18 protein-coding genes are annotated in these 25,906 nt (G+C 73.3%); 13 read left to right on the top strand and 5 right to left on the bottom strand.

What is annotated here, in order from left to right:
• Window positions 1–5 precede the first annotated feature (5 nt).
• Together BIV28_RS17145 and BIV28_RS17140 are read left to right on the top strand one after the other, a co-directional pair.
• A complete protein-coding gene (locus tag BIV28_RS17145; protein ID WP_076263748.1) occupies window positions 6–740 on the top strand; it encodes an alpha/beta hydrolase in 735 nt (244 codons plus the stop codon).
• Window positions 737–1,990, top strand: a complete 1,254-nt coding sequence (locus BIV28_RS17140; protein ID WP_076263747.1) for an ATP-grasp domain-containing protein — start codon at window positions 737–739, stop codon at window positions 1,988–1,990. Before BIV28_RS17145 ends, BIV28_RS17140 begins: the two co-directional genes overlap by 4 nt.
• A gap of 18 nt (window positions 1,991–2,008) precedes the next feature.
• Here BIV28_RS17140 and BIV28_RS17135 read toward each other — a convergent pair whose 3' ends face one another.
• Window positions 2,009–2,650 (bottom strand): DUF1345 domain-containing protein, encoded by a 642-nt coding sequence (locus BIV28_RS17135; protein WP_076263746.1) that lies wholly within the window; start codon window positions 2,648–2,650, stop codon window positions 2,009–2,011.
• A gap of 138 nt (window positions 2,651–2,788) precedes the next feature.
• On the opposite strand from BIV28_RS17135, the gene BIV28_RS17130 reads away from it, so the two are divergent.
• From BIV28_RS17130 to BIV28_RS17120, 3 genes are read left to right on the top strand one after another with little or no spacing between them, the layout of a single operon-like run.
• Window positions 2,789–3,862, top strand: a complete 1,074-nt coding sequence (locus BIV28_RS17130; protein ID WP_083707460.1) for a diacylglycerol/lipid kinase family protein — start codon at window positions 2,789–2,791, stop codon at window positions 3,860–3,862.
• Entirely contained in the window at window positions 3,855–4,637 is a 783-nt protein-coding gene (locus tag BIV28_RS17125) for a phosphatase PAP2 family protein (protein ID WP_242653107.1), read from the top strand. Before BIV28_RS17130 ends, BIV28_RS17125 begins: the two co-directional genes overlap by 8 nt.
• The gene (locus BIV28_RS17120; RefSeq protein WP_076263745.1) at window positions 4,634–5,389 is read left to right on the top strand and encodes a phosphatase PAP2 family protein; all 756 of its coding nucleotides are present in this window, start codon (window positions 4,634–4,636) and stop codon (window positions 5,387–5,389) included. The genes BIV28_RS17125 and BIV28_RS17120 overlap by 4 nt, the downstream gene beginning before the upstream one ends.
• 80 nt (window positions 5,390–5,469) lie before the next feature.
• On the opposite strand, the gene BIV28_RS17115 is transcribed toward BIV28_RS17120, so the two are convergent.
• Together BIV28_RS17115 and BIV28_RS17110 are read right to left on the bottom strand one after the other, a co-directional pair.
• Window positions 5,470–6,255 (bottom strand): DUF1206 domain-containing protein, encoded by a 786-nt coding sequence (locus BIV28_RS17115; protein WP_076263744.1) that lies wholly within the window; start codon window positions 6,253–6,255, stop codon window positions 5,470–5,472.
• Between the two features lie 72 nt (window positions 6,256–6,327).
• Window positions 6,328–7,251, bottom strand: coding sequence for an acyl-CoA thioester hydrolase/BAAT C-terminal domain-containing protein (locus BIV28_RS17110; RefSeq protein ID WP_207556061.1), 924 nt, complete (start codon window positions 7,249–7,251; stop codon window positions 6,328–6,330).
• A 71-nt stretch (window positions 7,252–7,322) separates the two neighbouring features.
• Between BIV28_RS17110 and BIV28_RS17105 the strand changes: the two genes are divergently transcribed.
• A complete protein-coding gene (locus BIV28_RS17105) occupies window positions 7,323–7,775 on the top strand; it encodes an SRPBCC family protein (protein WP_076263743.1) in 453 nt (150 codons plus the stop codon).
• A gap of 3 nt (window positions 7,776–7,778) precedes the next feature.
• Here the strand turns inward: BIV28_RS17105 and BIV28_RS17100 are convergent, their stop codons facing one another.
• Together BIV28_RS17100 and BIV28_RS17095 are read right to left on the bottom strand one after the other, a co-directional pair.
• Window positions 7,779–10,334: a DEAD/DEAH box helicase gene (locus BIV28_RS17100; RefSeq protein WP_083707459.1), complete on the bottom strand. Its 2,556-nt coding sequence runs from the start codon at window positions 10,332–10,334 to the stop codon at window positions 7,779–7,781.
• A 37-nt stretch (window positions 10,335–10,371) separates the two neighbouring features.
• Entirely contained in the window at window positions 10,372–11,397 is a 1,026-nt protein-coding gene (locus BIV28_RS17095) for an FUSC family protein (RefSeq protein ID WP_076263742.1), read from the bottom strand.
• Between the two features lie 137 nt (window positions 11,398–11,534).
• On the opposite strand from BIV28_RS17095, the gene BIV28_RS17090 reads away from it, so the two are divergent.
• The 7 genes from BIV28_RS17090 to BIV28_RS17060 all read left to right on the top strand — a co-directional run.
• Entirely contained in the window at window positions 11,535–12,548 is a 1,014-nt protein-coding gene (locus tag BIV28_RS17090; RefSeq protein ID WP_076263741.1) for a family 43 glycosylhydrolase, read from the top strand.
• A 171-nt stretch (window positions 12,549–12,719) separates the two neighbouring features.
• A complete protein-coding gene (gene fdh, locus BIV28_RS17085; protein ID WP_083707458.1) occupies window positions 12,720–16,085 on the top strand; it encodes a formate dehydrogenase in 3,366 nt (1,121 codons plus the stop codon).
• A 3-nt stretch (window positions 16,086–16,088) separates the two neighbouring features.
• Window positions 16,089–17,135: a 4Fe-4S dicluster domain-containing protein gene (locus tag BIV28_RS17080; protein ID WP_076263740.1), complete on the top strand. Its 1,047-nt coding sequence runs from the start codon at window positions 16,089–16,091 to the stop codon at window positions 17,133–17,135.
• Window positions 17,132–18,238, top strand: coding sequence for an NrfD/PsrC family molybdoenzyme membrane anchor subunit (gene nrfD / locus BIV28_RS17075; protein ID WP_076263739.1), 1,107 nt, complete (start codon window positions 17,132–17,134; stop codon window positions 18,236–18,238). Before BIV28_RS17080 ends, nrfD begins: the two co-directional genes overlap by 4 nt.
• A gap of 51 nt (window positions 18,239–18,289) precedes the next feature.
• On the top strand, window positions 18,290–19,624 hold the full coding sequence (locus BIV28_RS17070) for an L-lactate MFS transporter (RefSeq protein WP_076263738.1): 1,335 nt from the start codon (window positions 18,290–18,292) through the stop codon (window positions 19,622–19,624).
• A 39-nt stretch (window positions 19,625–19,663) separates the two neighbouring features.
• Window positions 19,664–21,460: a selenocysteine-specific translation elongation factor gene (gene selB / locus BIV28_RS17065; RefSeq protein WP_076263737.1), complete on the top strand. Its 1,797-nt coding sequence runs from the start codon at window positions 19,664–19,666 to the stop codon at window positions 21,458–21,460.
• Window positions 21,461–21,541: 81 nt separating this feature from the next.
• The coding region (locus BIV28_RS17060) for an ATP-dependent helicase (RefSeq protein ID WP_076263736.1) at window positions 21,542–25,906 on the top strand (4,365 nt) is incomplete at its 3' end.

Below are 25,906 nucleotides of genomic sequence, written 5' to 3'. Positions count from 1 at the left end.
GGGGCATGGCGCGCACGAGGCTGACGGTCACCGGCACGCCGGCCGGTGACGTCGACCTCGCCGTCGTCACGCCGACCGGCAGCCGCCGGGCCGACCCGCTGCCGCTGCTCGTCGCCCACGACGGACCCGAGTACTCGCGCCGCGCCCACCTGCTGTCGGTGCTGCGCCGCGCCACCGAGGCCGGACGCGTCCGGCGCCACCGCGTCGTGCTCCTCGAGCCCGGCCCGCGCAACGAGCGCTACGCCGCCAACCCCGCGTGGGCCGACGCCCTCGTCGGCGACGTGCTGCCCGCCGTGACGGACAGGTGGGCCACGCCGACGCGTCCGGCCCTCATGGGCGCGAGCCTCGGCGGCCTCGCCTCGCTGCAGGCCGAGTGGCTCCATCCGGGTACGTTCGGCGCGCTGTTCCTCCAGTCGGGCTCGTTCTTCCGCAGGCGGCTCGACGGCGAGGAGTCCTTCGAGCACTGGGACCGCGTCACGGCGTTCGTCGCCTCGGTCGGCCGGGCCCGGCGCCGGCGCACCGACGCCCGGATCGTGCTGACGTGCGGCCTGCAGGAGGGCAACCTCGCCAACAACCGGCTCATGGCCCGCACGCTCGAGCGCACCGGCCACGACGTCACGCTCGCCGAGGTGCCGGGCCGACACGACTGGCGCTACTGGGAGGTCGCCTTCGACCCGTTCCTGTTGACACTGCTGCAAGGATCGGGGTCACCCGACCCGTCGAGAGGGAGAGGCAGATGACGCAGACGCGCAACCACCTGATCGGACTGCTGCTGGGAGCCGAGGAGGACTGGCCCGCAGCCTTCGAGGCGCTCCTCGAGCGCGTCGGGCCGATCACCTCGGACGACGGCGTCACCCACCACCTGACCGCCGAACGGCTCACCATCGAGCCGTTCGACCTGCGCCAGCCCGTGCGCACCGAGCTCGTCATCGACCGCCTCGCGCACTGGTACTACCACCCGCGCGAGTGGCTCAAGAAGGCCGCGCTCGTCGACGGCACGTACCTGCTCAACAGCCCCTTCACCTTCCAGTCCATGGAGAAGCACAGCGCCTACTGCGCCCTGATGCGCCTCGGTCTCAAGGTGCCCGAGACATGGCTCGTGCCGTACAAGAACCCCGTCGACAACGTCCGGTGGGCCTACACGAGCGCCAAGTACAACCAGCCCTTCGACCTCAAGCAGATCGCGAACAAGCTCGGGTACCCGATGTACATGAAGCCGTTCGACGGTGGCGGCTGGCGCGGCGTCTCCCGCATCGACGACGAGGCCGACCTCGTCAAGGCCTACGACGAGTCCGGCGAGATGCTCATGCACCTGCAGGCGACCGTCGACTACGAGCACTTCGCGCGGGCCCTGTCGATCGGCCCCGAGACGATGGTCATGGACTTCCGCCCCGAGCAGCCGATGCACAACCGGTACGCCGTGTCCTACGACTTCCTCACCCCGTCCGCCGGCCGGCAGGCGGCCGCGATCAGCCGCATCGTCAACGCGATGTTCGGCTGGGAGTTCAACTCGGCCGAGATGCTCGTCCGGGGCGACGACGTCTACCCGATCGACTACGCCAACGCCTGCCCCGACGTCGCCGTCACCTCGCTGCACTACTACTTCCCGTGGGCCATCAAGGCCCTCGTGCGCTGGTCCGCGTACTGCCTCGTCACGGGCCGCCGCGGACGTGTCGACCTCGAGATGCAGCGCTACTTCGACGTCGCCGACCGCGACGACCTCACCGACGAGCAGAAGCTCGAGGCCTACCTCGGGCTCGCCGACGAGTACTTCGAGACCGACGCGTACTGGGCGTGGTGCGACACCCACCTGCCGCACCTCGACGCCGCGGTGCTCGAGTGGGTGCAGTCGGACGCGTTCGACTCGCTGCTGCGCGCCACGGTCGTCACGACGTACCCCGCGCACGAGCGCGACAAGTTCATGGCGCACTTCGGCGGGCTGGTGCGGATGTGGGTGCGCGACGAGACGGCGCGCCTCGGCATCGCCTGAGGTCCGGGCCCTCGGGCCTCAGGCCTGGCCGCCGATGCCCACGACGAGGTTGATCGTCGAGGCGATGACGATCGTGCCGTAGAGGTAGGCCAGCAGGGTGTGCCCGAGCACGACGCGGCGCACCTGCGATGACCGCACGGCCGTGTCGGACACCTGGTAGGCCATCCCGAGGTTGAACGAGAAGTAGGCGAAGTCGCTGAACGCCGGGTCCTCGTCGGTGTTGAAGTCGATGGGCGCGCGTCCCTCGTCGGCCACCGCGTAGTAGAGGCGCGCGTACCGCAGCACGTAGACGGTGTGGACGCAGAGCCAGCCGACGCCGACCGCGAGCACGCCGATGACGCCGTCCATGACCAGCTCGACGCCCTTGGCCTTGGTCGCGATGAGCAGCACCGCCACCCCGAAGAGGCTCGCCAGCCCGACGACGATGACGACGACGTCGTACCAGGCGGCGTCGCCGTCGCGCCCGGCCACCTTCTCGCGCGTGCCGGGGGCGTCGTGGCCGAGCACGTGCGCGAGCAGCGGCACGGCGAAGGACAGGCCACCGACGACGAAACCGACGAGCGCGTGCGCGAGCGGGCCACCCGCGGGGCCGAGTGGGACGAACCCCGCCGCGACCCCGACGAGGACCGCGACGAGGAGGCGGCGGCGGATCGTCGGCACGGCTCGCAGGCTACTCCCGCAACAGGTGCCGCCCCTGCGGGTATGGGGTGCAGAGGCGGGTCGTGTCGCGCCGAGACACCGTTCGCGCCCACCGCAGACCCCAGCCCGGGCCCCACCACGACACCTAGGATCCGACCCATGGCCGACCCCTCGCCGAGCCCGACCGCGTCCCAGGCCGCGTCGCAGGCCCCGTCCTCGACCGCCTCCCCGACGCGTCGACGGCTCACCGTCGTCTACAACCCCGTCAAGGTCGAGGACGTCGACCACGCCCGCGGCGTCGTGGCCGAGGCCGCGTCGCGCCACGGCTGGGAGACGCCGACGTGGATCGAGACGACCGAGCAGGAAACCGGCGAGAAGCAGGCCCGTGAGGCCGTCGAGGGCGGCGCCGACGTCGTCGCGTCGATGGGTGGCGACGGTACGGTCCGCGCGGTCGCGACGGCCCTCGTCGGCACCGACGTCGCGCTCGGGCTGCTGCCCGCCGGCACCGGCAACCTGCTGGCCCGCAACCTCGGCCTGCCCATCGACACCCTCGAGGAGGCCGCCCGGGCCCTCGTGTCCGGTGGCGAGCGACGCGTCGACGTCGGCGCCGTGCGGATGGGGGAGTCCGAGCAGGTCAGCCCCGGCACGGCCGAGGGCGTCGAGGACGGCGAGGAGGTCTTCCTCGTCATGTGCGGCCTCGGCCTCGACGGCGAGGTCATGGCCGGCACGAACGAGAAGATCAAGGGCGTCATCGGCTGGCCCGCCTACATCCTCTCGGGAGTCAAGAGCATCGGCCGTCGCGGCTTCCGGGCCGACGTCCGCGCCACGGGCGGGTCGCCGCACGCGTCGCAGGCCTCCGGCGCGCTCGCCGACACCGGGGTCGTCGGCCGTGACGGCAACGACACGAGCAAGCACGCGCGCATGGTCGTCGTCGGCAACTGCGGCACCCTGCAGGGCGGGCTCGACCTCATGCCCGACGCCCGCATCGACGACGGCGTGCTCGACGCCGTCGTCATCGCGCCGCGCGGCGTCTTCGGCTGGGCGTCGGTCGTGTCCGACATCGTGACCCGCCACCGCGCGGGCCACCACCGCCTCGACCGCCTCCGCGGCGCAGTCCTCGAGGCCCGGGTGCGCGAGGCCGTCGAGGCCGAGGTCGACGGTGACCCAGTCGGCCCCCGCGTCTCGCTGGCGGCCCGCGTCCTGCCCGGAGCGCTGGTGGTCCGCAGTGGCTGAAGCCCCCACCGGCGTCGGGTCGCAGGGCGCGCGCGAGCAGCGCGAGTCCCGCGAGGCCGCGACGCCGGGCCCGGGCAGGTGGCGGCGGCTGCGCAAGGCGATCGGCCTCGGCCTCGCCTTCGCCGTGCCGGTCACCGCCCTCGCGTTCGTCGCGCGGGAGAAGTTCCAGCCGGTCATCGCGCTCGACGACGCCGCGATCCGGGCCGCCACCGACGTGACGCGTGCGAACCCGGGCTTCAAGACGTTCCTGCTCGTGTGGCAGGAGGCGACCCAGCCCAAGTGGCCCTACATCGCGGCCACCGTCCTGTGCATCTGGGTGTGGCGGCGCCACGGTCTGCGCAGCCGCGCGATCTGGGCGTTCGCGACGATGATGGTCGCCTGGAACCTCCAGCTCGTCCTCAAGGAGGTCGTTCGCCGCGCGCGTCCGGTCGTCAGCGACCCGGTGTCGCACGCGCCGGGCTACAGCTTCCCGTCGGGGCACGCGGCCAACGCCGCCGCCATCGCGACGGCCGTCGTGCTCCTCGTCTGGCCGGTGGTGTCCTCGCGCACGCGCGTCGTCGTCGTCACCGTCGCGGTGGTCGCCGTGCTCGTGACGATGGCCGACCGCGTCTTCCTCGGCGTGCACTTCCCGTCCGACGTCGTCGGCGGGCTCCTCTTCGGTACGGGCCTCGTCGGGGCCTCGTACCTCGGGTATCTCGGGTGGAACCCTCGCAAACCGGACGACCCGGCCCCGCCGGAGGGCAGGACGGGTCCCGAGTCGAAAGGCAACCGTTGAACAACACGACCCTGCACCGTTACGAGCTCGACCGCTCGAGGCCCTCGTTCGGGGAGTCCCTGCGCGACCTCGGCCTGCGCGTCCTCGCCCCCGCGGTCGCCCTCTTCGCCGTCATCCTCGGCATCGGCCTGGTCATCGGCGGCCCGCTCGGCGGGTTCCAGTCCGAGACGTCGATCAACCGCGCGATCCAGGGCACCCGCACCAAGACGTGGGACTCGATCACCATGGTGTGGTCGCACATCGGCAACACCGAGTACGTCATCGGCGTCTGCATCCTCGTCGCGCTCCTCGTGTGGTGGCGCACGAAGCAGTGGTTCTACGCCGCCGTGCCCGCCATCGCGATCGCGACCCAGGCCAGCGTCTTCGTCGCGGCCACGACGCTCACCGGCCGGGACCGCCCGGACGTCCCGCACCTGGACCCGGCGCCGCCGACGTCGAGCTACCCCAGTGGCCACGTCGGGGCCTCGACGGCGCTCTACGTGACCTTCGCGTTCATGGCCCAGCGCATCGAGACGCCGTGGCTGCGCCGCCTCGTGACGACCCTTTGCCTCATCGTCCCGCTGCTCGTCGCCTACGCCCGGCTCTACCGCGGCATGCACCACCTGACCGACGTGCTCGTCGGCATGGCCAACGGCCTCGTCTGCTTCTGGCTGGCGTGGTTCTGGCTGCGCCGCGACGCCGGGCCGGCCAACGCGTGGGAGGCGCTGAAGGGCTCGGACACGCAGAGCCGCTCGATGGCCGCAGCGCGCTGAACAGCCCCCGCGAACGACTGCACCGCTCGCCCCTCAAGGGGGGCCGAGCGGTGCAGACGTGTGAGGCGGGTGGGGCAGGCTCAGACGCGAGCGTGCTTGGCCCGCCCGAAGGAGTAGATGCCGTAGGCGATGAGCCCGAGAGCGACGAGGGTCAGCAGGAACGGACCACCCGGGGCGCCGAGGAGGTTGTGCAGCGCGCCGTCGAGACCGCGGGCCTCGCTCGGCTTGTGCCGGACGGCGGCGAGGACGAAGAGGCCACCGACGATGGCGAGGGCGACGCCCTTGGAGATGTAGCCGAACCGGCCGGCCTTCTCGATCCACGGGCCGGGGTGCTGCTCGAGGTCCTCGAGGAACGTGCGCTTCCAGCCCTTGTACACGTGGTAGGCGCCGACGCCGATGACGACGAGGCCGACGAGGGCGACGAGCCACACCCCGGCCGGCTTGGACATGAGCGAGGAGGTGAAGTCGCGGGTCTGCGACGTGCTGCTCTGGCCCCCGCTGCCCTGGGCGTACTTGAAGGCGGTGGCCGACAGGACGAGGTAGACGACGGCCTTGGCGACGGCCTTGGCCCGGTCGCTCGCCTCGCCCCGGGTGACCGCCTCGGTCACCTGCCAGAGCGCGAGGCCGAGCCAGCCCAGGACGCCGAGCCAGAGCACGACGATGCCCAGGGGGTTGTCGGACAGGGCCCCGAGCGCACCGGACTGGTCGGCCCGGCCGCCGCTGGAGAACCAGGCGAGCTTGAGGGCGATGACGCCGATGAGGATGTGGAGGACGCCGTTGACGGCATAGCCGACGCGCGCGGCGTTCTCGAGCGCTGGGTGGTCCCCGGCGCGGGCTGCGGCGGTCGTGACGTCGGTCGAATCCATGGAGCGATCCTGTCGGTAGAGGGATCCCGAGACTTTCCCGGGACATACCCAGCGCGAACCGCCCAGCGTCGATCAGGACGAATGCCCCTCGAGCAGGCCGAGGACCCGCAGCAGCTCGGGCCAGGCGCGTAGCCCGAGGGCGCGGTCGGCCTCCTCGGTGCCGCCCCGTGCCATCCGCATCCCGCCGGCGGGAACGGGCTCCCCGGGCAGGACGACGCGGTGCCCGGCGTCGGGGTGGCTGACGACGGTCGTCGGGAGCCCGGCCTCCGAGCGACGCGCCTCGATGGCCCGGGCGCTCTCGAGGGCCGGCCAGAGCCGGTCATCGCCACCGGCGACGAGCAGGACGTCGCCGAAGAACCGCTCGACCGGGATCGTCGCGGCCACGACGCGGTCGGCCGCGGCCTCGAGGCTGTGCCGGTAGAGGCCGACGAACTCGGGCGGGTCGCCGGCCACCTCGTAGTCGTCGTCGTAGGGCACGAAGGGCACCGGCTCGCCGCCGCGGCTCCACGACGCGTGTTGCGGTCGGAGCTCGCCGTCGGGACCGGGCCCGACGTTGGCCCAGACGACGTGGCTCGGGGCGAGAGCGACGACGGCGTCGACGCGTGGGTCGTCGCTGGCGAGCAGGAGGAAGCCCTCGGCCGTCTTCGACGTGCCGAGGAGCACGACCCGGTCGCAGTCGGCGGCGAGCCGGTCGATGGCCGGACCGAAAGACTCGAGCGGATACTCCCAGATCGCTTCGGGTGTGCCGGGGGCACCGAACCACTTGTAGGACAAAGCAGCCGACGCGCCGGCGGCCGCGAGCAGGCGCGCCCTCGGCGCCTCGACGCGTCCGCTCGAGCCGGAGAGCACGAGCACCCCCGTGCCGTTGCCGCCGTCGTGCGGCATCGCGACCACGCCGTCGGCGTCGGGCAGCGGGTCGACGCGGACCGCGTCGCCGTCGAGGCGGTCGAGCACGGCGTCGAGGCCGGGGACGGAGGACAGGTCGCTGTCGGTCATGGCGACCACCCTAGGCACGACGCGTTCGCGATTCGCGCCGCGCCGCGGCCGGGCGGTGCCACGATGGGGCCATGCCCGACCACTCCCGCACCGAGGTCGTCGACGCGCCACCCGCGACGGTCTTCGCCATCCTCGACGACGTCACCCGCGCGCCCGAGTGGCTCAAGCGGTGCACGCAGCTCGACAACGTCACCGGCGGCCCGACGGCCGTCGGCACCAGGCTGCGCTACCACTACAAGGACGGCGGCCGTACCGGCGTCATGGACGGTGAGGTCGTCGCGCGCGAGCAGGACCGCACGCTGACCAACCACTTCGTCGACAAGATGATGGAGGTCACCGTCGACTTCGACGTGCAGCCCGGTCCGAGTGCGAGCCAGACCCGGCTGACCCACACGATCACGATCCGCACCAAGGGGTTCGGCAAGGCCCTGACACCCCTGATCAACCGGCAGCTGCCCGCCCAGACCGAGAGTGCGATGACCGAGCTCAAGCGTCTCGCCGAGTCGGAGGCGACGAGCGCCTGAGGCTCACCCGCCGAGGCGCTCGAACCCGGTGACGGTGAGGACGGCGGCGCCGACCTCGTCGCTCGCCGCGAGGTCGACGACGGCCGTGACGCCCCAGTCGCGGTCGCCGTCGGGGTCGACGACGACCTGGCGCAGCCGCCACTCGCCGGGCACCTTCTCGACCTGCAGCAGCCCGGGGGAGCGGGCCTCCTGGTCGGTGGCGATGGCGTCGTGCTCGTCGTAGTAGGCGCCGAGGGCCTCGTTCCACGCGTCGGCGTCCATGACGACCTGCCGCGGCGGGTCGGTCAGCTCGGCCACCCGCGCCTCGAGCTCGCCCAGCTGCTCCCACGCGTCGCGGGCGGCGAGCTCGACGCGGTGGAACATCGCGTTTCGGAGCATGACGGTGAAGGCGCGCTCGTTGGCGGTGAGCGGTCGGGCCGGGGGCGCCACCTCACCGAGACGACCCGGCGTCGCGTCGTCGGAGGGGTTGACGAGGTCCTCCCACTCGTCGAGCAGGCTCGAGTCGGTCTGTCGCACGAGCTCGCCGAGCCACTCGACGGCGTCGTCGAGCTCGTCGTCGCGGTAGTGCTCCGGCACCGTGCGGCGTAGGGCGCGGTAGGCGTCGGTGAGGTAGCGCAGCAGCAGGCCCTCGGACCGCGAAAGCCCGTAGTACGAGACGAACTCGGTGAACGTCATGCCACGCTCGTACATCTCGCGCACCACCGACTTCGGCGACAGGGCGTCGGCGGAGATCCACGGGTGGCTCTGGCGGTACGCGGCGAGGGTCACCTCGAGCAGGTCGGCGAGCGGCTTGGGCCAGGAGACCTCCTCGAGCCGCTCCATCCGCTCCTCGTACTCGATGCCGTCAAGCTTCATCGCGGCCACGGCCTCGCCGCGGGCCTTGTACTCCTGGGCCCACAGCACCTGGCGCGGGTCCTCGAGGATCGCCTCGACGATGCTGACGATGTCGCGGGCGTAGGTGTCGGACTCGCGGTCGAGGGTCTCCATGACGGCGAGTGCGAACGGCGCGAGCGGCTGGTTGAGCGCGAAGTCGCGCTGGAGGTCGATGGTGAGCGCGTGCCGGCGCCCCGACGCGTCGGCCTCGGGGAGCCGCTCGACGACGCCGGAGGTGAGCAGCTCGCGGGCGAGCACCAGCGCGTGCTTCTGCAGGCGCCGCTGGTCCTTGGCCTCGTGGTGGTTGTCCGAGAGGAGCCGAACCGCGTGCGCGACCGGGTTGCCTTGGCGGGCAAGGAGGTTGACGAGCATCGAGTGGGACACGCGCAGGCGCGGCTGGAGGGGCTCGGGCTCGCTCGTGATGAGCCGCTCGAAGGTCTCCTCCGACCAGCCGACGAACCCGTCGGGCGCCTTCTTGCGCTGGATCTTCTTCTGCTTCTTCGGGTCGTCGCCCGCCTTCTCGACGGCGCGCAGGTTCTCGATGACGTGCTCGGGGGCCTGCGCCACGACCCAGCCGCGCGAGTCGAAGCCGGCCCGCCCCGCGCGTCCGACGATCTGGTGGAACTCGCGGGCCTTGAGGAGCCGCTGCTTGGTGCCGTCGAACTTCGTCAGCCCGGTGAGCAGCACGGTGCGGATCGGCACGTTGATGCCGACGCCGAGGGTGTCGGTGCCGCAGATGACCTTGAGCAGCCCGTCCTGGGCCAGCTGCTCGACGAGGCGCCGGTACTTGGGCAGCATGCCGGCGTGGTGCACGCCGATGCCGTGGCGCACGAGCCGTGACAGGGTGCGCCCGAAGCCGGTGCCGAAGCGGAAGCCGCCGATGCGCTCGGCGATGGCGTCGCGCTCCTCGCGGGTCGTCACCTTGAGCGCGACGAGGCTCTGGGCGCGCTCGAGCGCCGCGGCCTGGGTGAAGTGCACGACGTAGACCGGGGCGCGGTCCTGGTCGAGCAGCTCCTCGATGGTCTCGTGGATCGGCGTCGTGGCGTAGGAGAACTCGAGCGGCACGGGACGCTCGGTGCCGGTGATGACCGCCGTGGCCCGGCCGGTGCGCCGCGTGAGGTCGTCGCGGAACATCGTGACGTCACCGAGCGTGGCCGACATGAGGACGAACTGCGCCTGCGGCAGCTCGAGGATCGGCACCTGCCAGGCCCAGCCGCGGTCGGGCTCGGAGTAGAAGTGGAACTCGTCCATGACGACGAGCCCGATGTCGGCGGCCGAGCCCTCGCGCAGGGCGAGGTTGGCCAGCACCTCGGCGGTGCAGCAGATGATCGGGGCGTCGCCGTTGACCGTGGCGTCGCCGGTGATCATGCCGACGTTGTCGGCGCCGAACTGGTCGCACAGCGCGAAGAACTTCTCCGACACGAGCGCCTTGATCGGCGCGGTGTAGAAGGAGACGCGGTCCTCGGCGAGGGCGGTGAAGTGGGCGGCCGCGGCCACGAGCGACTTCCCGGACCCGGTCGGCGTCGCGAGGATGACGTTGCTGCCCGAGAGGACCTCGAGGAAGGCCTCCTCCTGGTGCGGGTAGAGGGCCAGCCCCTGCTCGGCCGCCCACTCGGCGAACGCGTCGTAGAGCGCGTCGGCGTCCGCGTCGGCGGGGATGCGCTTCTCGAGGTTCGTCGTCACCACGCGAGCATGCCACCGGCCCGGGGTGCGGGCCGAATCGTCAGGCGCCCGCGGAGGGTGCCCGACGCAGCCGGTCGGGGACCGCGAGCAGCACGACCGCCCCGACGACGGCACCGAGGACCGTCTCGAGGAGCCGGTCGCGCAGCAACGGCCCCGCGGCGACCGGGTGGGCGAGCTGGCCCATCAGGAGCGCGAGCGGGGTGATGAAGAGCAGGGCGACGGCGTAGTTGCGGCCCACGACGAGCTCGGTGAGCACCTGCAGGACACCGATGGCGAGCACGGCCCACGCGCCCTCGGGCGCCCACAGGAGGATCGGCGCAGCGACGACGACACCCGCCGCCGTGCCGACGACGCGGTGCAGCCCGCGGGTCAGCCGGGCCGCGAGGTCGGGGCCCGACAGCACCGTCACCGCGGCGACCATGGCCCAGTACGGGTGCTGCCACCCGAGCCCGGTGGCGACGGCGCCGGCCACCCCGAGGGCGATGACGTGCCGCAGCAGGTGGGCCCGGGCACCGGGCGCGGCGAGCGCGTCGCTGAAGTGCGGCGCCGGCAGCTCGGGCCGACGCCACCCGGACGGCTCGCGCAGCACCCCGACGTGCGCGACGAGCAGCGAGAACAGCACGCTCGCCGTGGCCACCGCGGCAGCCACGAGGACGGTGCCCGGCGTGGCCGGCACCATGGCGCACACCGCGAAGGCGAAGACGAGGAAGAGCGGGCCGGGCGGGTGCCACCGGTAGGCGTCGGAGGCGAGGGAGCCCGCCGCCGCGAGCAGCGCCCCGAGCGGCACGACGAACCAGCGCGCGTCCGGCGTGAGTGACACCAGCGCCCCGGCCGTCACGGCCACCACGAGGAACGCGCCGGCGACGACCTGCATGCCGGCGCGCTCGGCGCGGGCGTGCCGCCGGCCGTAGAGCGAGGTGAAGGCGCCGAAGGCGGCGTACGGCGCCCACCCGACGCGTCCGGCGAGGACGAGGACGAGCAGCGGGACGGCGACGGAGACGCCGGCCCGCAGGGCCACCCGGTGCGCACCGCCGTGTGGCCCCCAGCGCAGCAGGCCCGAGTCCATCGCCCCCGAGTGTAGGAGCGGTGGAGAGCTCCCCGTCGACTACCCATCGACGTGCCGCCCCCGGTGGGCCACAATCACGCCAGCCGGGGACGAGACCCCGGCCCATCCAGGGGACACCAGGGGAACAGGGGAACCACATGAGGAAGACCGCAGTCGTCGCTGCCCTCGGGGCCGCGGCGGTGGTGCTCGCCGGAGCCGTCGCATCGGCCCCGGCGCAGGCCGTCACGACCGGCAGCAGCGCCCGCAACGTCATCGCGCGCGACTTCCCGGACCCCGGGTTCGCGAAGTTCACGACGCGCGCCCAGGGGACGAAGTACTACCTGTACGCCACCGGGGCCGGCTTCCGCGTCGCCCGGTCCGCCTCGCCCGGCTCGGGCTTCGGCATCGTCGGGAACTCGATGAGCGGGCGCCCCGCGTGGACGTTCGAGTCGACCGACAGCACCAAGGCCGAGCTCTGGGCCCCGCACGTCTTCCAGACGGCGAGCACCCCGGGCAGCGAACGGTTCACGATGTACTTCGCCGCCCGCCGCGAGGCACCCGGCTCGGCCACGAACAACAAGCACTGCATCGGCGCGGCCCGCTCGGCCTCGCCCACCGGCCCGTTCGCCCCGGCGTCGACGCCGCTCGTCTGCCCGCCGTCCGGCTACAGCGAGGCCATCGACCCGGCGCAGTACACGAGCCGCTACGGCAACCGCTACCTCGTGTACAAGATCGGCAGCTACAGCCCGCGCCGCTTCCAGATCATGGCGGTGCGCGTCGACAACGCCACCGGCACGAAGCTCGCCGGGTCGCCGCAGGTGGTGCTCGGCGCCGCCCGCATCGGCTCGGCCGTCGCCGAGGCGCCCGACGTGTACCGCGACGGCAGCGGCACGGTGCACCTGTTCGTCTCGCGCAACGGCTACAAGGACTGCAACTACGCCACGCAGGTCTGGTCGGGCAAGGATCTCTTCGCGCTCGGCAACCCGCGCTGGGTCGGCGGCATGGGCATCTCGACGACCGACCGCTTCTGCGGCCCCGGCGGCGCCGAGGTCATCAGCGACGGCGGGGTGCTGCGCGTGGCCTTCCACGCCCGCAAGAGCTACGACCCGCTCGTGCGACCGGCGTGGACCGGCGTCCTGAAGTGGAGCAACGGTACGCCGTACCTGTCCTGAGGCCCGCGCGGCCGCACGCCCCGGGTACGGGCCGACACCCCGTCGGCCCGTACCCCCATTTTCCGGACACGCGTGCCTAGGGTGGTTAGAGCCCCCCGCCTCGTGGGCATGGGGTGCTCGAACGACGTGACGCTCGGTCGGCGTGCCCGAACGCCGGGGAAGGTGACGGTCATGGAGGCGAAGAAGACGTTCCTGTCCTGGCCCGTGGTCCGGCAGGTCCGCTCCGGTGACTTCCTCGGACGCGGCCCGGCCGTGACGTCTGAGCGCACCCGGTCCCTGACGCCGCGCACGTCCACGGCCGACCGCGTCGTGCAGAGCGTCTGCCCGTACTGCGCCGTCGGTTGCGGGCAGAAGGTGTACGTCAAGGACGACAAGGTCGTGCAGATCGAGGGCGACCCCGACTCGCCCGTGTCGCGGGGGCGCCTGTGCCCCAAGGGGTCCGCGAGCGAGCAGCTCGTCAACAACCCGACGCGTCAGCGTCACGTGCTCTACCGGCGCCCCGGCGGCGCCGACTGGGAAACGATGGCCCGCGAGACCGCCGTCGAGATGATCGCGCAGCGCTTCGTCGAGAGCCGCCGCGCCGGCTGGCAGGACCACGACGAGAAGGGCCGTCCGCTGCGGCGGACCATGGGCATCGCCTCGCTCGGCGGCGCGACGCTCGACAACGAGGAGAACTACCTCATCAAGAAGCTCTTCACGGCGGCGGGCGCGATCCAGATCGAGAACCAAGCCCGTATTTGACACTCCTCCACGGTCCCCAGTCTGGGGTCCTCGTTCGGACGCGGCGGCGCCACGCAGTACGTGCAGGACCTGTCCAACTCGGACTGCATCGTGATCCAGGGCTCGAACATGGCCGAGTGCCACCCGGTCGCCTACCAGTGGGTGACCGAGGCGCGCCTCAAGGGAGCCAAGGTCATCCACGTCGACCCGCGGTTCACCCGCACGTCGGCGACCTCGGACAAGCACATCCCGATCCGCGCGGGCAGCGACGTCGTGCTGCTCGGCGCCCTCATCAACCACATCCTGGGCAACGAGCTGTACTTCGAGGAGTACGTCGTCGCGTACACGAACGCCGCGACACTCGTCAGCGAGAAGTTCCAGGACACCGAGGACCTCGACGGCCTCTTCTCGGGCTACGACGACGAGAAGGGGAACTACGCCCCCGACACGTGGGCCTACGCCACCGAGGAGGACGAGGAGGACGGGTCGCCCGGCACCATCGGCGGCCCCGCGGCCGGCCACGAGGGCGGTGGCGACGGCGGCCACGAGCACGGGCACAGCACGTCCGAGCGCGCGGCCGGCGACGAGCACGGCTCCGGCGGCCCGGCGCTCGAGCACGCGCGCGTGCTGCGCGACGAGTCGCTGCAGGACCCGCGGTGCGTCTTCCAGATCCTCAAGAAGCACTACGCCCGCTACACCCCGGAGATGGTCGCCGACACGTGCGGCGTCAGCGTCGACGACTTCGCCTACCTGGCCAGGGCCGTCACCGAGAACAGCGGCCGCGACCGCACCACGGCGTTCGTCTACGCCGTCGGCTGGACCCAGCACACGCTCGGCGCCCAGTTCATCCGCACCGCGGCGATCATCCAGCTGCTCCTCGGCAACATGGGCCGTCCGGGCGGCGGCATCATGGCGCTGCGCGGCCACGCCAGCATCCAGGGCTCGACCGACATCCCGACGCTCTACAACATCCTCCCCGGCTACCTCGCGATGCCGGTCGCGGGCCTGCACGACACGTGGGACGAGTACGTGGGCGCCATCGGCAGCAAGGAGCAGAAGGGCTTCTGGGCCAACGCCGACACGTACGCCGTCAGCCTGCTCAAGGCCTGGTGGGGCAAGGCCGCGACCGCCGAGAACGACTGGTGCTTCGACTACCTGCCGCGCCTCTCCGGCGCCCACGGCACCTACCAGACGACGATGGCGATGCTCGAGGACCAGGTCGAGGGCTACTTCCTCCTCGGCCAGAACCCGGCCGTCGGCTCGGCGCACGGGCGGATGCAGCGCCAGGCGATGAGCCACCTCAAGTGGCTCGTCGTGCGCGACTTCGCGATGATCGAGTCGGCCACGTTCTGGAAGGACGGCCCCGAGATCGCCACGGGCGAGATGCGCCCGGAGGACATCCGGACCGAGGTGTTCTTCCTGCCGGCGGCGGCCCACACCGAGAAGGCCGGCTCGTTCACCCAGACCCAGCGGATGCTCCAGTGGCACCACAAGGCGGTCCCGCCTCCCGGCGACGCCCAGAGCGAGCTCGAGTTCTTCTTCGAGCTGGGCAAGCGGGTCCGTGAGATCCTCGCCGACTCCACCGACCCCCGCGACCGACCGCTGCTCGACCTCACGTGGGACTACCCGCTCGATGCCGACGGCGAGATCGACGCCGAGGCCGTGCTCGCCGAGGTCAACGGCCGCCACCTGACCGGTGACAAGGCGGGAGAGCCGCTCTCGGCGTTCACCGAGATGAAGGCCGACGGCTCCACCGACGGCGGCTGCTGGATCTACACCGGCGTCTACGCCGGCGGCACGAACAAGGCCGCCAACCGTCGGCCCGGCCAGGAGCAGGACCTCACCGCCCTCGACTGGGGCTGGGCGTGGCCGGCCAACCGCCGCATCCTCTACAACCGCGCCTCGGCCGACCCCGAGGGCAACCCGTGGAGCGAGCGCAAGAAGTACGTGTGGTGGGACGCCGACGCCGGGAAGTGGACCGGCCACGACGTGCCGGACTTCCCCGTGGCCAAGGCGCCCTCGTACCGCCCCGAGCCCGGCACCGGCGGCCCCGACGGCCTCGCCGGCGACGACCCGTTCATCATGCAGGCCGACGGCAAGGGCTGGCTCTTCACCCCCAAGGGCATGCTCGACGGGCCGCTGCCGACGCACTACGAGCCGCAGGAGTCGCCGGTCCAGAACCCGCTCTACCGGCAGCAGTCCAACCCGGCCCGCAAGGTGTTCCCGCGCAAGGACAACCTGTGGAGCCCCTCGGGCAACGACCCGGGCGCCGACGTCTACCCGTTCGTCTTCACGACCTACCGGCTCACCGAGCACCACACGGCCGGTGGCATGAGCCGCTTCCTGCCCTACCTGTCCGAGCTGCAGCCGGAGTTCTTCTGCGAGGTCTCTCCCGAGCTCGCGGAGGAGCGCGGGCTCGAACCGGGCGGCTGGGCCACCATCGTGTCGGCCCGCGCCGCCGTCGAGGCGCGGGTGCTCGTCACCGAGCGGATGACGCCGCTCGTCATCCGGGGTCGCACCGTGCACCAGGTCGGTCTGCCCTACCACTGGGGCGTCGGCAGCGCGGCCGTCGTCAGCGGCGATGCCGCGAACGACCTGCTCGGCGTCGCCCTCGACCCGAACGTGCAGATCCAGGAGAGCAAGGCCGGCTCGTGCGACATCGTGCCCGGCCGCCGTCCCACCGGTGAGGCGCTGCTGCGGTTCGTCGCCGAGTACCAGTCGCGGGCGGGCTCGACGGTCATGACGAGCAACGAGCTGCGCACCGGGCACCCCGAGTCGATCCCCGACACATCGCCCGAGACGAAGAAGGAGGGCTGAGGCGTGGCCTTCTGGCGCAACCAGCTGTCCGGACCCACCGACCCTGCGGCCGACGCCGCGTGGGACCGGCGCGAGCCGCGCAAGGGGTTCTTCACCGACACCTCGATCTGCATCGGCTGCAAGGCCTGCGAGGTCGCGTGCAAGGAGTGGAACGGCATCCCCGAGGACGGCCTCGACCTGCTCAACCAGTCCTACGACAACACCGGGGCGCTCGGTGCGAGCACGTGGCGCCACGTCGCGTTCGTCGAGCAGGGCACCGTGCGCATCGAGCAGGCCCGCGAGTCGGGCCGCCGGCTCGTCCAGCTCGGGATGCCGACGGTGCGCGACCGGTCGACCGTCGAGGAGCCGGCCGCCGCCCCGGTCACCACGGCCGTCGCCGAGCCCGAGCTGCCCGACGTGCGCTGGCTCATGGCGTCGGACGTCTGCAAGCACTGCACCCACGCCGCGTGCCTCGACGTCTGCCCGACCGGGTCGCTCTTCCGCACCGAGTTCGGCACCGTCGTCGTGCAGGACGACGTGTGCAACGGGTGCGGGTACTGCGTGGCCGCGTGCCCGTTCGGCGTCATCGAGCGCCGGCGCGGCGACGAGGGCCACGAGGGCGGACGCCAGTCGCACGGCATCACCATCAACGGCGGCGGGGCCGACCCGGCGCACAACGGCGAGGTCAAGAACGTCGGCATCGCCCAGAAGTGCACCCTCTGCTACGACCGGCTCGGCGCCGGCCAGACTCCCGCGTGCGCCAAGGCGTGCCCCACGACGTCGATCAAGTTCGGCGACCTCGACGAGATGCGCGCCACCGCGCAGGCCCGCGTCGCCGAGCTGCACGGGCTCGGCTACACCGAGGCCCGGCTCTACGGCACCGACCCCAACGACGGCGTCGGCGGCACGGGGTCGGTGTTCCTGCTGCTCGACGAGCCCGAGGTGTACGGCCTGCCGCCCGACCCGCGCGTCACGACGGCCGACCTGCCCGACATGTTCCGCAAGGCCGGCCTCGCCGGGATCGCCATGCTCGGCATGGCCGCTGCCGCGTTCGTCGGGAGGAAGCGATGACGACCAACCCCTTCGACGCCGACCGCCCGCCCGAGAAGGAGCGTCGGCGCGACGGCGGCCAGAAGGCCGGCCAGAACGGTGGACGCCGGCGCCGCGACGAGTCGCTCATGGTGCCCGACGTCCGCTTCGACAGCTACTACGGCCGCCACATCGTCAAGCCCGCCCCGTGGGAGAAGGAGATCGCGGCGTACCTGTTCCTCGGCGGCGTGGCCGCCGGGTCGGCGCTGCTGGCGGCGGGAGGCGCGGCGCTCGGCTACCCGGCGCTGCGCCGGGCCGGACGCGTCGGCGCCGTCGGGGCGGCCGCGCTCGGTGGGGCGGCGCTCGCCAAGGACCTCGGCAAGCCGAGCCGTGCCCTCAACATGATGCGCACCGTCAAGCTGACCTCGCCGATGTCGGTCGGGTCGTGGATCCTCACCGCGTTCAGCGGGTTCTCGGGCCTGGCCCTGGCCTCCGAGCTCGGTCGTGCGCTCATCGAGTCCCGTTCCGGCGCAGGCGGACCCGGCACCGCGCTGGCTCGCGTGTCGCGCCTGCTCGAGGTCGCCGACGGCCCGGCCACGGTCGGCTCGGCGCTCTTCGCCCCGCCGCTCGCCGCCTACACGGCGGTGCTCCTCGCCGACACCGCGACGCCGACGTGGCACGAGTCCTACCGCGAGCTGCCCTTCGTCTTCGTCAGCTCGGCCAACCTCGCCGCGTCGGGGCTGGCCCTCGTCACCGTCCCCGCGCGGCAGAACGGCCCGGCCCGGCGCCTCGCCGCCGTCAGCGCGGTCGTCGAGACCCTCGCCTTCGAGCGGATGCAGGACAAGCTCGGCCCGACGCTGTCCGAGCCGCTGCGCACGGGCAAGGCCGCCCGGCTGCTCCGGGCCAGCAAGGTGCTCACCATCGCCGGGGCCGTCGGTGCCGTGACCGTCGGCCGCTGGCGCGTCGGGGCGGCGCTCAGCGGCCTCGCGCTCATGGCCGGCTCGGCGTGCACGCGCTTCGGGGTGTTCGAGGCGGGTATGACATCGGCGATCGACCCGAAGTACACGGTCGAGCACCAGCGCGAGCGCCTCGAGGCGCGACGCGCGAAGGGCGTCGTGAACGACTCCATCACGACGGCGCGATAGCGCCACCGGGGCGGCCCACAGGGGCGTCGCCCGACGACAAAGGAGATTGCCATGAGCAGGACCGCTGTCGATCCACCCGCCGGGCCGTCCGCCGGCGCAGCCGGCGCGAGCGAGGGGCCGAACCGCTGGCTCATCCTCGTCGCCGGTGTCCTCGTCCAGCTGGCCATCGGGGCGGTCTACGCCTGGAGCGTCTTCGCCAAGGCGCTGCAGAGCCCCGACGCGTTCGGATGGTCGAAGTCGCAGGCCGCGGTGCCCTTCGAGGTTGCCATCGGCATGATCTTCCTCGGCAGCTTCATCGGCGGCCGGATCCAGGACCGGCGCGGTCCGCGCATGGTCGCGCTCACCGGTGGTGTCGTCTACTCGATCGGCGTCATCCTCGCCTCGTTCGCCGGCAAGGACCAGTTCTGGCTGCTCATCCTCGGCTACGGCGTCCTCGGCGGCTTCGGCCTCGGCATGGCGTACATCGTGCCGATCGCCATGCTGCAGAAGTGGTTCCCCGACAAGCCGGGACTCATCACCGGCATCGCCGTCGCCGGCTTCGGCTTCGGTGCGGTCATCACCGCGCCGCTCGGCCAGCGACTCATCAACCTCGACCCGACGGTCCCGACCAAGGCGTTCCTGCCGCTCGGCATCGGCTACCTCGTCGCGATCCTCATCGGTGCCAGCCTCTTCCGCAACCCGCCGGCCGGGTTCACCGTGCCCGGGGGCGCGCCGGCGGCCACGTCCGCGAGTGGCGAGCAGCCCACGACCGACCGCAGGGACTTCGAGGCCGACGAGGCGCTCCGCACGCCCCAGTGGTACCTGCTCACCGCGATCCTGACGCTGAGCGTCACGGCCGGCATCTCCCTCATCTCCGTCGCGGCCGGCAGTGCCAGCGACGTCGCCGGCCTGTCCGCGGCGGGCGCCGCGACGCTCGTCGGGGTCCTCGGTCTCTTCAACGGCGGCGGCCGCATCCTCTGGGGCTGGCTGTCGGACCGGATCGGCAAGATGCCGGCGTTCATGGGCATCCTCGGGATCCAGGGCGTCTGCCTGCTCCTCATCCCGCACGCGTCGTCGACGGTCCTGTTCGCCGTGCTGGCCGCCCTCGTCTACACGTGCTACGGCGGCGCCTTCGGCACGATGCCCTCGACGGCCGGACGGTTCTTCGGGGTCCGCAACGCCGGCGCCATCTACGGGCTCATGCTCATCGGCTGGAGCATCGGCGGCATCGTCGGTCCGCTGCTCATCTCCGGCCTCATCGGCAGCGACAAGGCGTACACGCTCGGATTCACCGTCGTCGGGATCATCGCGCTCGTCGGCATGGCGCTGCCGCTGCTGACGCGCCCGCCGAGCCCCCGCGCCGTGGCCCCCGAAGAGGCACGTCCGCGGCAAAGCCTGCGCGACTGACCTCGAACGGCGCCCGTCCCCGCTGGGTACGGTGAGGGCGTGCACGTCGTCGCCACCGCTGGTCATGTCGACCACGGCAAGTCGACCCTCGTGCGCGCCCTCACCGGCATCGAGCCGGACCGGTGGGAGGAGGAGCGGCGACGCGGCCTCACCATCGACCTCGGCTACGCGTGGACGACGCTGCCCTCGGGGGCATCGGTCGCCTTCGTCGACGTGCCGGGGCACGAGCACTTCGTCGGCAACATGCTCGCCGGCCTCGGCCCTGCACCCGCGGTGGTCCTCGTCGTCGCGGCGGACGAGGGATGGCGACGCCAGTCGGCCGAGCACCTCGCCGCCGTCGACGCTCTCGGGCTGCGGCACGGCCTCGTCGTCGTCACCCGGGCCGACCTCGCCGACCCCGCGGCAGCCCGCGCCGACGCCCTGGACCGGGTGGCGCGGACGTCGCTCGCCGGTGCGGAGGCCGTCGCCGTCTCGGCCCGCACCGGTGCAGGCCTCGACGACGTCAGGGCGGCGCTCGACCGACTCGTCGCCGCGCTCCCGGTGCCGGACACCGGGACGCGCGTGCGCCTCTGGGTCGACCGGTCCTTCAGCGTCAGGGGCGCGGGCACCGTCGTCACCGGCACGCTGGGCGCCGGCACCGTCCGCGTCGGCGACGAGCTGCTCGTGCAGCGCGCCGACGGCACCCAGGCCCACGTCACGGTACGCGGCCTGCAGAGCCAGGAGCGACCGGCCGACGTCGTCGGACCGGTGAGCCGGGTCGCCGTCAACCTCCGTGGCGTCACGGCCGACGAGGTCGGCCGGGGCGACGCGCTGGTGACACCCGACGCGTGGCGCACCACGGCGTCGCTCGACGTGCGTGTCGAGACCGACGGGTTCGACCGCGTCCCAGCGCATCTCATGCTCCACGTCGGGTCGCTGGCGGTCGAGGTGCGCACGCGACCGCTCGGCGCCAGAGCCCTGCGGCTCGCCCTACCGGCCCGCCTCGCCCTCGCGGCCGGGGACCGGCTCGTGCTGCGCGACCCCGGGTCCCGGCAGGTCGCCGGCGCCCTCGTCGTGGACGCCGACCCGCCGGCCCTGAGCCGGCGCGGCGCGGCCGCCCGGCGCGCCGAGACGGTCGCGACGATGGGCGGCGCGCCCGACCTCGCGGCGGAGGTGGCGCGACGCGGGGCCATGACCGTCGCGGACGCCGTGGCGCTCGGCGCCCCTGTGCCGGAAGGCGACCGACCGGCCGACGGCGTGACGCGCCGTGGTCGGTGGCTCGTCGCGGACGCCGCGTGGCAGGAGTGGGGCCGGCGGGTGCACGCCGCGGTCGCCGCACGCGCCGACGCCGACCCGCTCGACCCGACGCTGACCCTCGAGGCCGTGCGGGCCGCGTCGGGCGCCCCCGACCGCGTGCTCGTGCCCGACCTCGCGGCGTCGGCCGGGCTCGACGTTCACGACGGACGCGTCGGCCTGCCCGGGCGTGCCGCCGAGCTCGGCGCCCGCGCCGAGGAGGGGCTGCGCCGGATCGAGGCGCGGATGGCCGAGGAGCCCTTCGCGGCGCCGGAGCAGAAGGAGCTCGACGCGTCGGCGATCGGTCCGCGCGAGCTGGCCGCGGCGGTCCGGGCCGGGCGGCTCGTGCGCCTGCCCGGCGTGCCCGACGACGTCTACCTGCTGCCGGTCGCCCCGGCCCGCGCGATGCGCGTGCTCGCCGGGCTGCCGCAGCCGTTCACGACGAGCGAGGCCCGGGTGGCGCTGGGCTCGACCCGCCGCACCGTCATCCCTCTGCTCGAGCACCTCGACGCCCGTGGCTGGACCCGCCGCGTCGACGGCACCCACCGCGAGGTGCGTCGGTGAGGGTCGTGTCGGTGAGGGTCGTGTCGGTGAGGGTGGCGTCGGTGAGGGCCGTGTCGGTGCCGGGTGGAAGGGTGGCCGGTGATGACTGACGTGCTCGACCGGTTCTCCCGGGCCACCGCGGAGTGGTTCCGGAGCAGCTTCAGCGCGCCCACCACCGCCCAGGCCGGCGCCTGGGACGCCATCAGCTCCGGGCACCACTGCGTCGTCGTGGCGCCCACCGGCTCGGGCAAGACGCTGTCGGCGTTCCTCTGGGCCATCGACCGGATGGCGAGCGAACCGGTGCCCGAGGAGCGCCTCGAGCGCTGCCGCGTCCTCTACGTCTCGCCGATGAAGGCGCTCGCCGTCGACGTCGAGCGCAACCTCCGGGCCCCGCTCGTCGGCATCGGCCACGCGGCCACGCGGCTCGGGCTGCCCGTGCCCGACATCGGCGTCAGCGTCCGGTCGGGCGACACCCCGGCCAACGAGCGTCGCGCCTTCGCCCGCACGCCCACCGACGTGCTCATCACGACGCCCGAGTCGCTCTTCCTCATGCTCACCTCGTCGGTGCGCGAGGCGCTCAAGGGCGTCGAGACCGTCATCATCGACGAGGTCCACGCCGTCGCGGGCACCAAGCGTGGTGCCCACCTCGCCCTCAGCCTCGAGCGCCTCGACGCCATCCTGCCCAGGCCGGCTCAACGCGTCGGCCTGTCGGCCACCGTGCGGCCCGTCGAGGAGGTCGCGCGCTACCTCGCGGGCGGGCGTCCGGTCGACATCGTGCAGCCCGCCTCGACCAAGCAGTGGGACCTCGACGTGGTCGTGCCGGTCCCCGACATGGCCGAGCTGTCCGGCGCTCCAGCCGAGATCACGCCCGGCGTGCCCGACCTCTCCGGCCCGGCCGCGGGCAACGCGCCGCAGGCGAGCATCTGGCCGCACGTCGAGGAGCGCATCGTCGACCTCATCGCCGACCACCGCTCGACGCTCGTCTTCGCCAACTCCCGGCGCCTCGCCGAGCGGCTCACCTCGCGGCTCAACGAGATCTGGGAGGAGCGCCTCGCCGAGCAGGAGGCGCTGCCGTCCCCGGCCGAGGCCGCGGCCGCCGCGTCGCACCCGCCCGCGCAGGTCATGGCGCAGTCCGGCGCCTCGCGCGGGGCGCCCGCGGTGCTGGCCCGGGCCCATCACGGCTCGGTGAGCAAGGAGCACCGCGCCGCCATCGAGGAGGACCTCAAGGCCGGCCGGCTGCCCGCCGTCGTCGCCACGAGCAGCCTCGAGCTCGGCATCGACATGGGCGCCGTCGACCTCGTCGTGCAGGTCGAGAGCCCGCCGTCGGTCGCGAGCGGCCTGCAGCGCGTCGGCCGAGCCGGCCACCAGGTCGGGGCCGTCAGCCAGGGCGTGCTCTTCCCGAAGTTCCGCGGTGACCTCGTGCAGACCGCCGTCGTCGTCGAGCGGATGCGCTCGGGCGACATCGAGTCGCTGCGGGTGCCGGCCAACCCCGTCGACGTCCTCGCCCAGCACGTCGTCGCGATGTGCGCCATGGACGACTGGACCGTCGGCGACCTCGAGACCCTCGTCCGCGGCACCGCGAGCTTCGCCGGCCTGCCCCGCACCGTGCTCGAGGCCACCCTCGACATGCTCTCGGGCAAGTACCCGAGCGACGAGTTCGCCGAGCTGCGCCCGCGCATCGTCTGGGACCGCGTCACCGACACCCTGACCGGCCGCCGCGGCGCGCAACGCCTCGCCGTCACGAGCGGCGGCACCATCCCCGACCGCGGCCTCTACGCGGTCTTCCTCGCCTCGGGCGAGGGGCCCGGCCGCCGCGTCGGCGAGCTCGACGAGGAGATGGTCTACGAGTCGCGCGTCGGCGACGTCTTCACCCTCGGCACGTCCACGTGGCGCATCGAGGACATCACCCACGACCGCGTGCTCGTCACGCCGGCGCCGGGACAGGCCGGGCGGCTGCCGTTCTGGAAGGGCGAGCAGCAGGGCCGGCCCTTCGAGCTCGGCCGCGCCGTCGGCTCCTTCATCCGCGAGATCGTCGGCCTCACGCCCGAGCGCGCCCGCGCCCGAGTGCTGGAGGCCGGTCTCGACGAGTGGGCCGCCGACAACCTCCTCGGCTACCTCGGCGAGCAGAAGGAGGCGACGCGCCACGTCCCCGACGACCGGACCATCGTCGTCGAGCGGTTCCGCGACGAGATCGGCGACTGGCGCGTGGCAGTCCTCTCGCCGTTCGGCGGCCAGGTGCACGCGCCGTGGGCCCTCTGCGTCGCCGCCCGGATGCGCGAGAGGTTCGGCATCGACGTCCAGGCGATGCACGGCGACGACGGCATCGTCTTCCGCCTGCCCGACCTCGAGTTCGAGGATGGCGCGGCAGTGGGCCAGCAGCTCGTCGAGATCATCACCCTCGAGCCCGAGGAGGTGAGCGAGCTCGTCACCCAGGAGATCGGCGGCTCGGCCCTCTTCGCGTCGCGCTTCCGCGAGTGCGCGGCCCGGGCCCTGCTGCTGCCGCGGCGCCGGCCCGACCGGCGCCAGCCGCTCTGGCAGCAGCGCCAGCGGGCGGCCCAGCTGCTCGAGGTCGCGAGCCAGTACCCGAGCTTCCCGATCGTCCTCGAGGCCGTGCGCGAGTGCGTCCAGGACGTCTTCGACGTGCCCGGCCTCGTCGGGCTCATGGGCGACATCCGCTCGCGCGCCGTCACCGTCGTCGATGTCGAGTCGCGCCAGCCGAGCCCCTTCGCCAAGTCGCTCGTCTTCGGCTACGTCGCGCAGTACCTCTACGAGGGCGACTCCCCGCTCGCCGAGCGCCGCGCCGCCGCCCTCGCGCTCGACCCGTCCCTGCTGTCCGAGCTGCTCGGCCAGGGCGAGGCGCTCGCGCTGCGCGACCTGCTCGACCCCGAGGCGGTGGCCCGCACCGAGGCCGAGCTGCAACGCCTGACCCCCGAGCGGGCCGCGCGCGACGGCGAGGACGTCGCTGACCTGCTGCGCGTGCTCGGGCCGCTCTCGACGCGCGACGTCGTGGCCCGCGCGGCCGAGGGCTTCGACCCCACGGCTGTCGAGGCGGCGCTCGCCGAGCTCGAGGCCGCCCGACGCGTCATCGCCGTCCGCGTCGCCGGCGACGATCGCTGGGCCGCCATCGAGGACGCCGCCCGGCTGCGCGACGCGCTCGGCACGGCGCTGCCAGTCGGCGTCCCGCAGGCCTTCCTCGAGCCGGTCCCCGACCCGCTCGCCGACCTCGTGGCCCGGTTCGCCCGCACCCACGGCCCGTTTGCGGTACAGACCGTCGCGGCCTGGTGGGGCCTGGGCCCGGCCGTCGTCCACGACGCGCTGCGCCGGCTCGTCTCGGGTGGCCGCGTCGTGGAGGGCGAGCTGCTGCCCACCGAGAACGGCGGCGGCCACGGCCCCGAGTTCTGCGACGCCGAGGTGCTGCGCCTGCTGCGGCGTCGCTCGCTCGCGGCGCTGCGCCACGAGGTCGAGCCGGTCGACCAGGCCGACCTCGCGCGCTTCGTGCCGCAGTGGCAGGGCGTCGGCGGCGGCCAGCGCGGCCGCGAGGGCCTGCTGCGCGCCGTCGAGCAGCTGACCGGCGCCGTCGTGCCGGCCAGCGCGCTCGAGTCGCTCGTCCTGCCCGGCCGCGTCGCCGACTACCGCCCGGCCCTGCTCGACGAGGTCATGAGCTCGGGCGAGGTCGTGTGGCGCGGGCACGGCTCGCTGCCCGGCGACGACGGCTGGGTCAGCCTGCACCTCGCCGACACCGCGCACCTGACGCTCACCCCGCCCGACGACCCCACCGGACCCGACGGCGCGCTCACCGACGCCGAGCGCGCGGTGCTCGAGGCCCTCGACGGCGGCGGCGCGTACTTCTTCCGCCCGCTCGCCCAGCGGCTCGACCTCGACGACACCGACGTCATCGAGGCCCTGTGGTCGCTCGTGTGGTCCGGCCACGTCACCAACGACACCGTCGCCCCGCTGCGCGCGCTGCTGTCCGGAGGCCGCACCGCCCACAAGCGCACGACGTCCGCGCCACGGTCGGCGCGCTACACCTCACGGCGTGGCTCGCTCGGCCGGTTCGGCTCTCTGCGTGGGGCGCTCGCCTCCTCGACGCCCGCGCAGGTCGAGGCCGCCGAGGCGGCCGCCGCTGGGCGGGCGCTGCAGGCCGGTCGTGCCGCGAGCTCGGGTCCGCCGACCGGGGTCGGGCGCTGGACCCTCCTGCCCGCCGCCGAGACCGACCCGACCGTGCGCGCCGTCACCGCCGCCGAGCTGCTCCTCGACCGGTACGGCGTGCTGACCCGGGGGTCGGTCGTCAGCGAGGAGGTGCCGGGCGGGTTCGCCGCCGTGTACCGGGTGCTCGCCGCCGCCGAGGAGGCCGGCAAGGTGCGCCGCGGCTACTTCGTCGAGGGCCTGGGCGCCTCGCAGTTCGCCTCCACCGGAGCCGTCGACCGGCTCCGCTCGCTCACCCGCCTGCCTGGCGCCGACGCGTCG

Origin of the sequence: Intrasporangium flavum, from assembly GCF_001956915.1 — a bacterium.
Classification (GTDB): domain Bacteria; phylum Actinomycetota; class Actinomycetes; order Actinomycetales; family Dermatophilaceae; genus Monashia; species Monashia flava.
This window is presented reverse-complemented; position numbering and strand designations above follow the sequence as displayed.

Coding starts and splice junctions, on each gene's coding strand:
- BIV28_RS17145 (WP_076263748.1), top strand. CDS start 6: ATGGCGCGCACGAGGCTGACGGTCACCGGCACGCCGGCCGGTGACGTC.
- BIV28_RS17140 (WP_076263747.1), top strand. CDS start 737: ATGACGCAGACGCGCAACCACCTGATCGGACTGCTGCTGGGAGCCGAG.
- BIV28_RS17130 (WP_083707460.1), top strand. CDS start 2,789: ATGGCCGACCCCTCGCCGAGCCCGACCGCGTCCCAGGCCGCGTCGCAG.
- BIV28_RS17115 (WP_076263744.1), bottom strand. CDS start 6,255: ATGGATTCGACCGACGTCACGACCGCCGCAGCCCGCGCCGGGGACCAC.
- BIV28_RS17110 (WP_207556061.1), bottom strand. CDS start 7,251: ATGACCGACAGCGACCTGTCCTCCGTCCCCGGCCTCGACGCCGTGCTC.
- BIV28_RS17105 (WP_076263743.1), top strand. CDS start 7,323: ATGCCCGACCACTCCCGCACCGAGGTCGTCGACGCGCCACCCGCGACG.
- BIV28_RS17095 (WP_076263742.1), bottom strand. CDS start 11,397: ATGGACTCGGGCCTGCTGCGCTGGGGGCCACACGGCGGTGCGCACCGG.
- BIV28_RS17090 (WP_076263741.1), top strand. CDS start 11,535: ATGAGGAAGACCGCAGTCGTCGCTGCCCTCGGGGCCGCGGCGGTGGTG.
- nrfD (WP_076263739.1), top strand. CDS start 17,132: ATGACGACCAACCCCTTCGACGCCGACCGCCCGCCCGAGAAGGAGCGT.
- BIV28_RS17070 (WP_076263738.1), top strand. CDS start 18,290: ATGAGCAGGACCGCTGTCGATCCACCCGCCGGGCCGTCCGCCGGCGCA.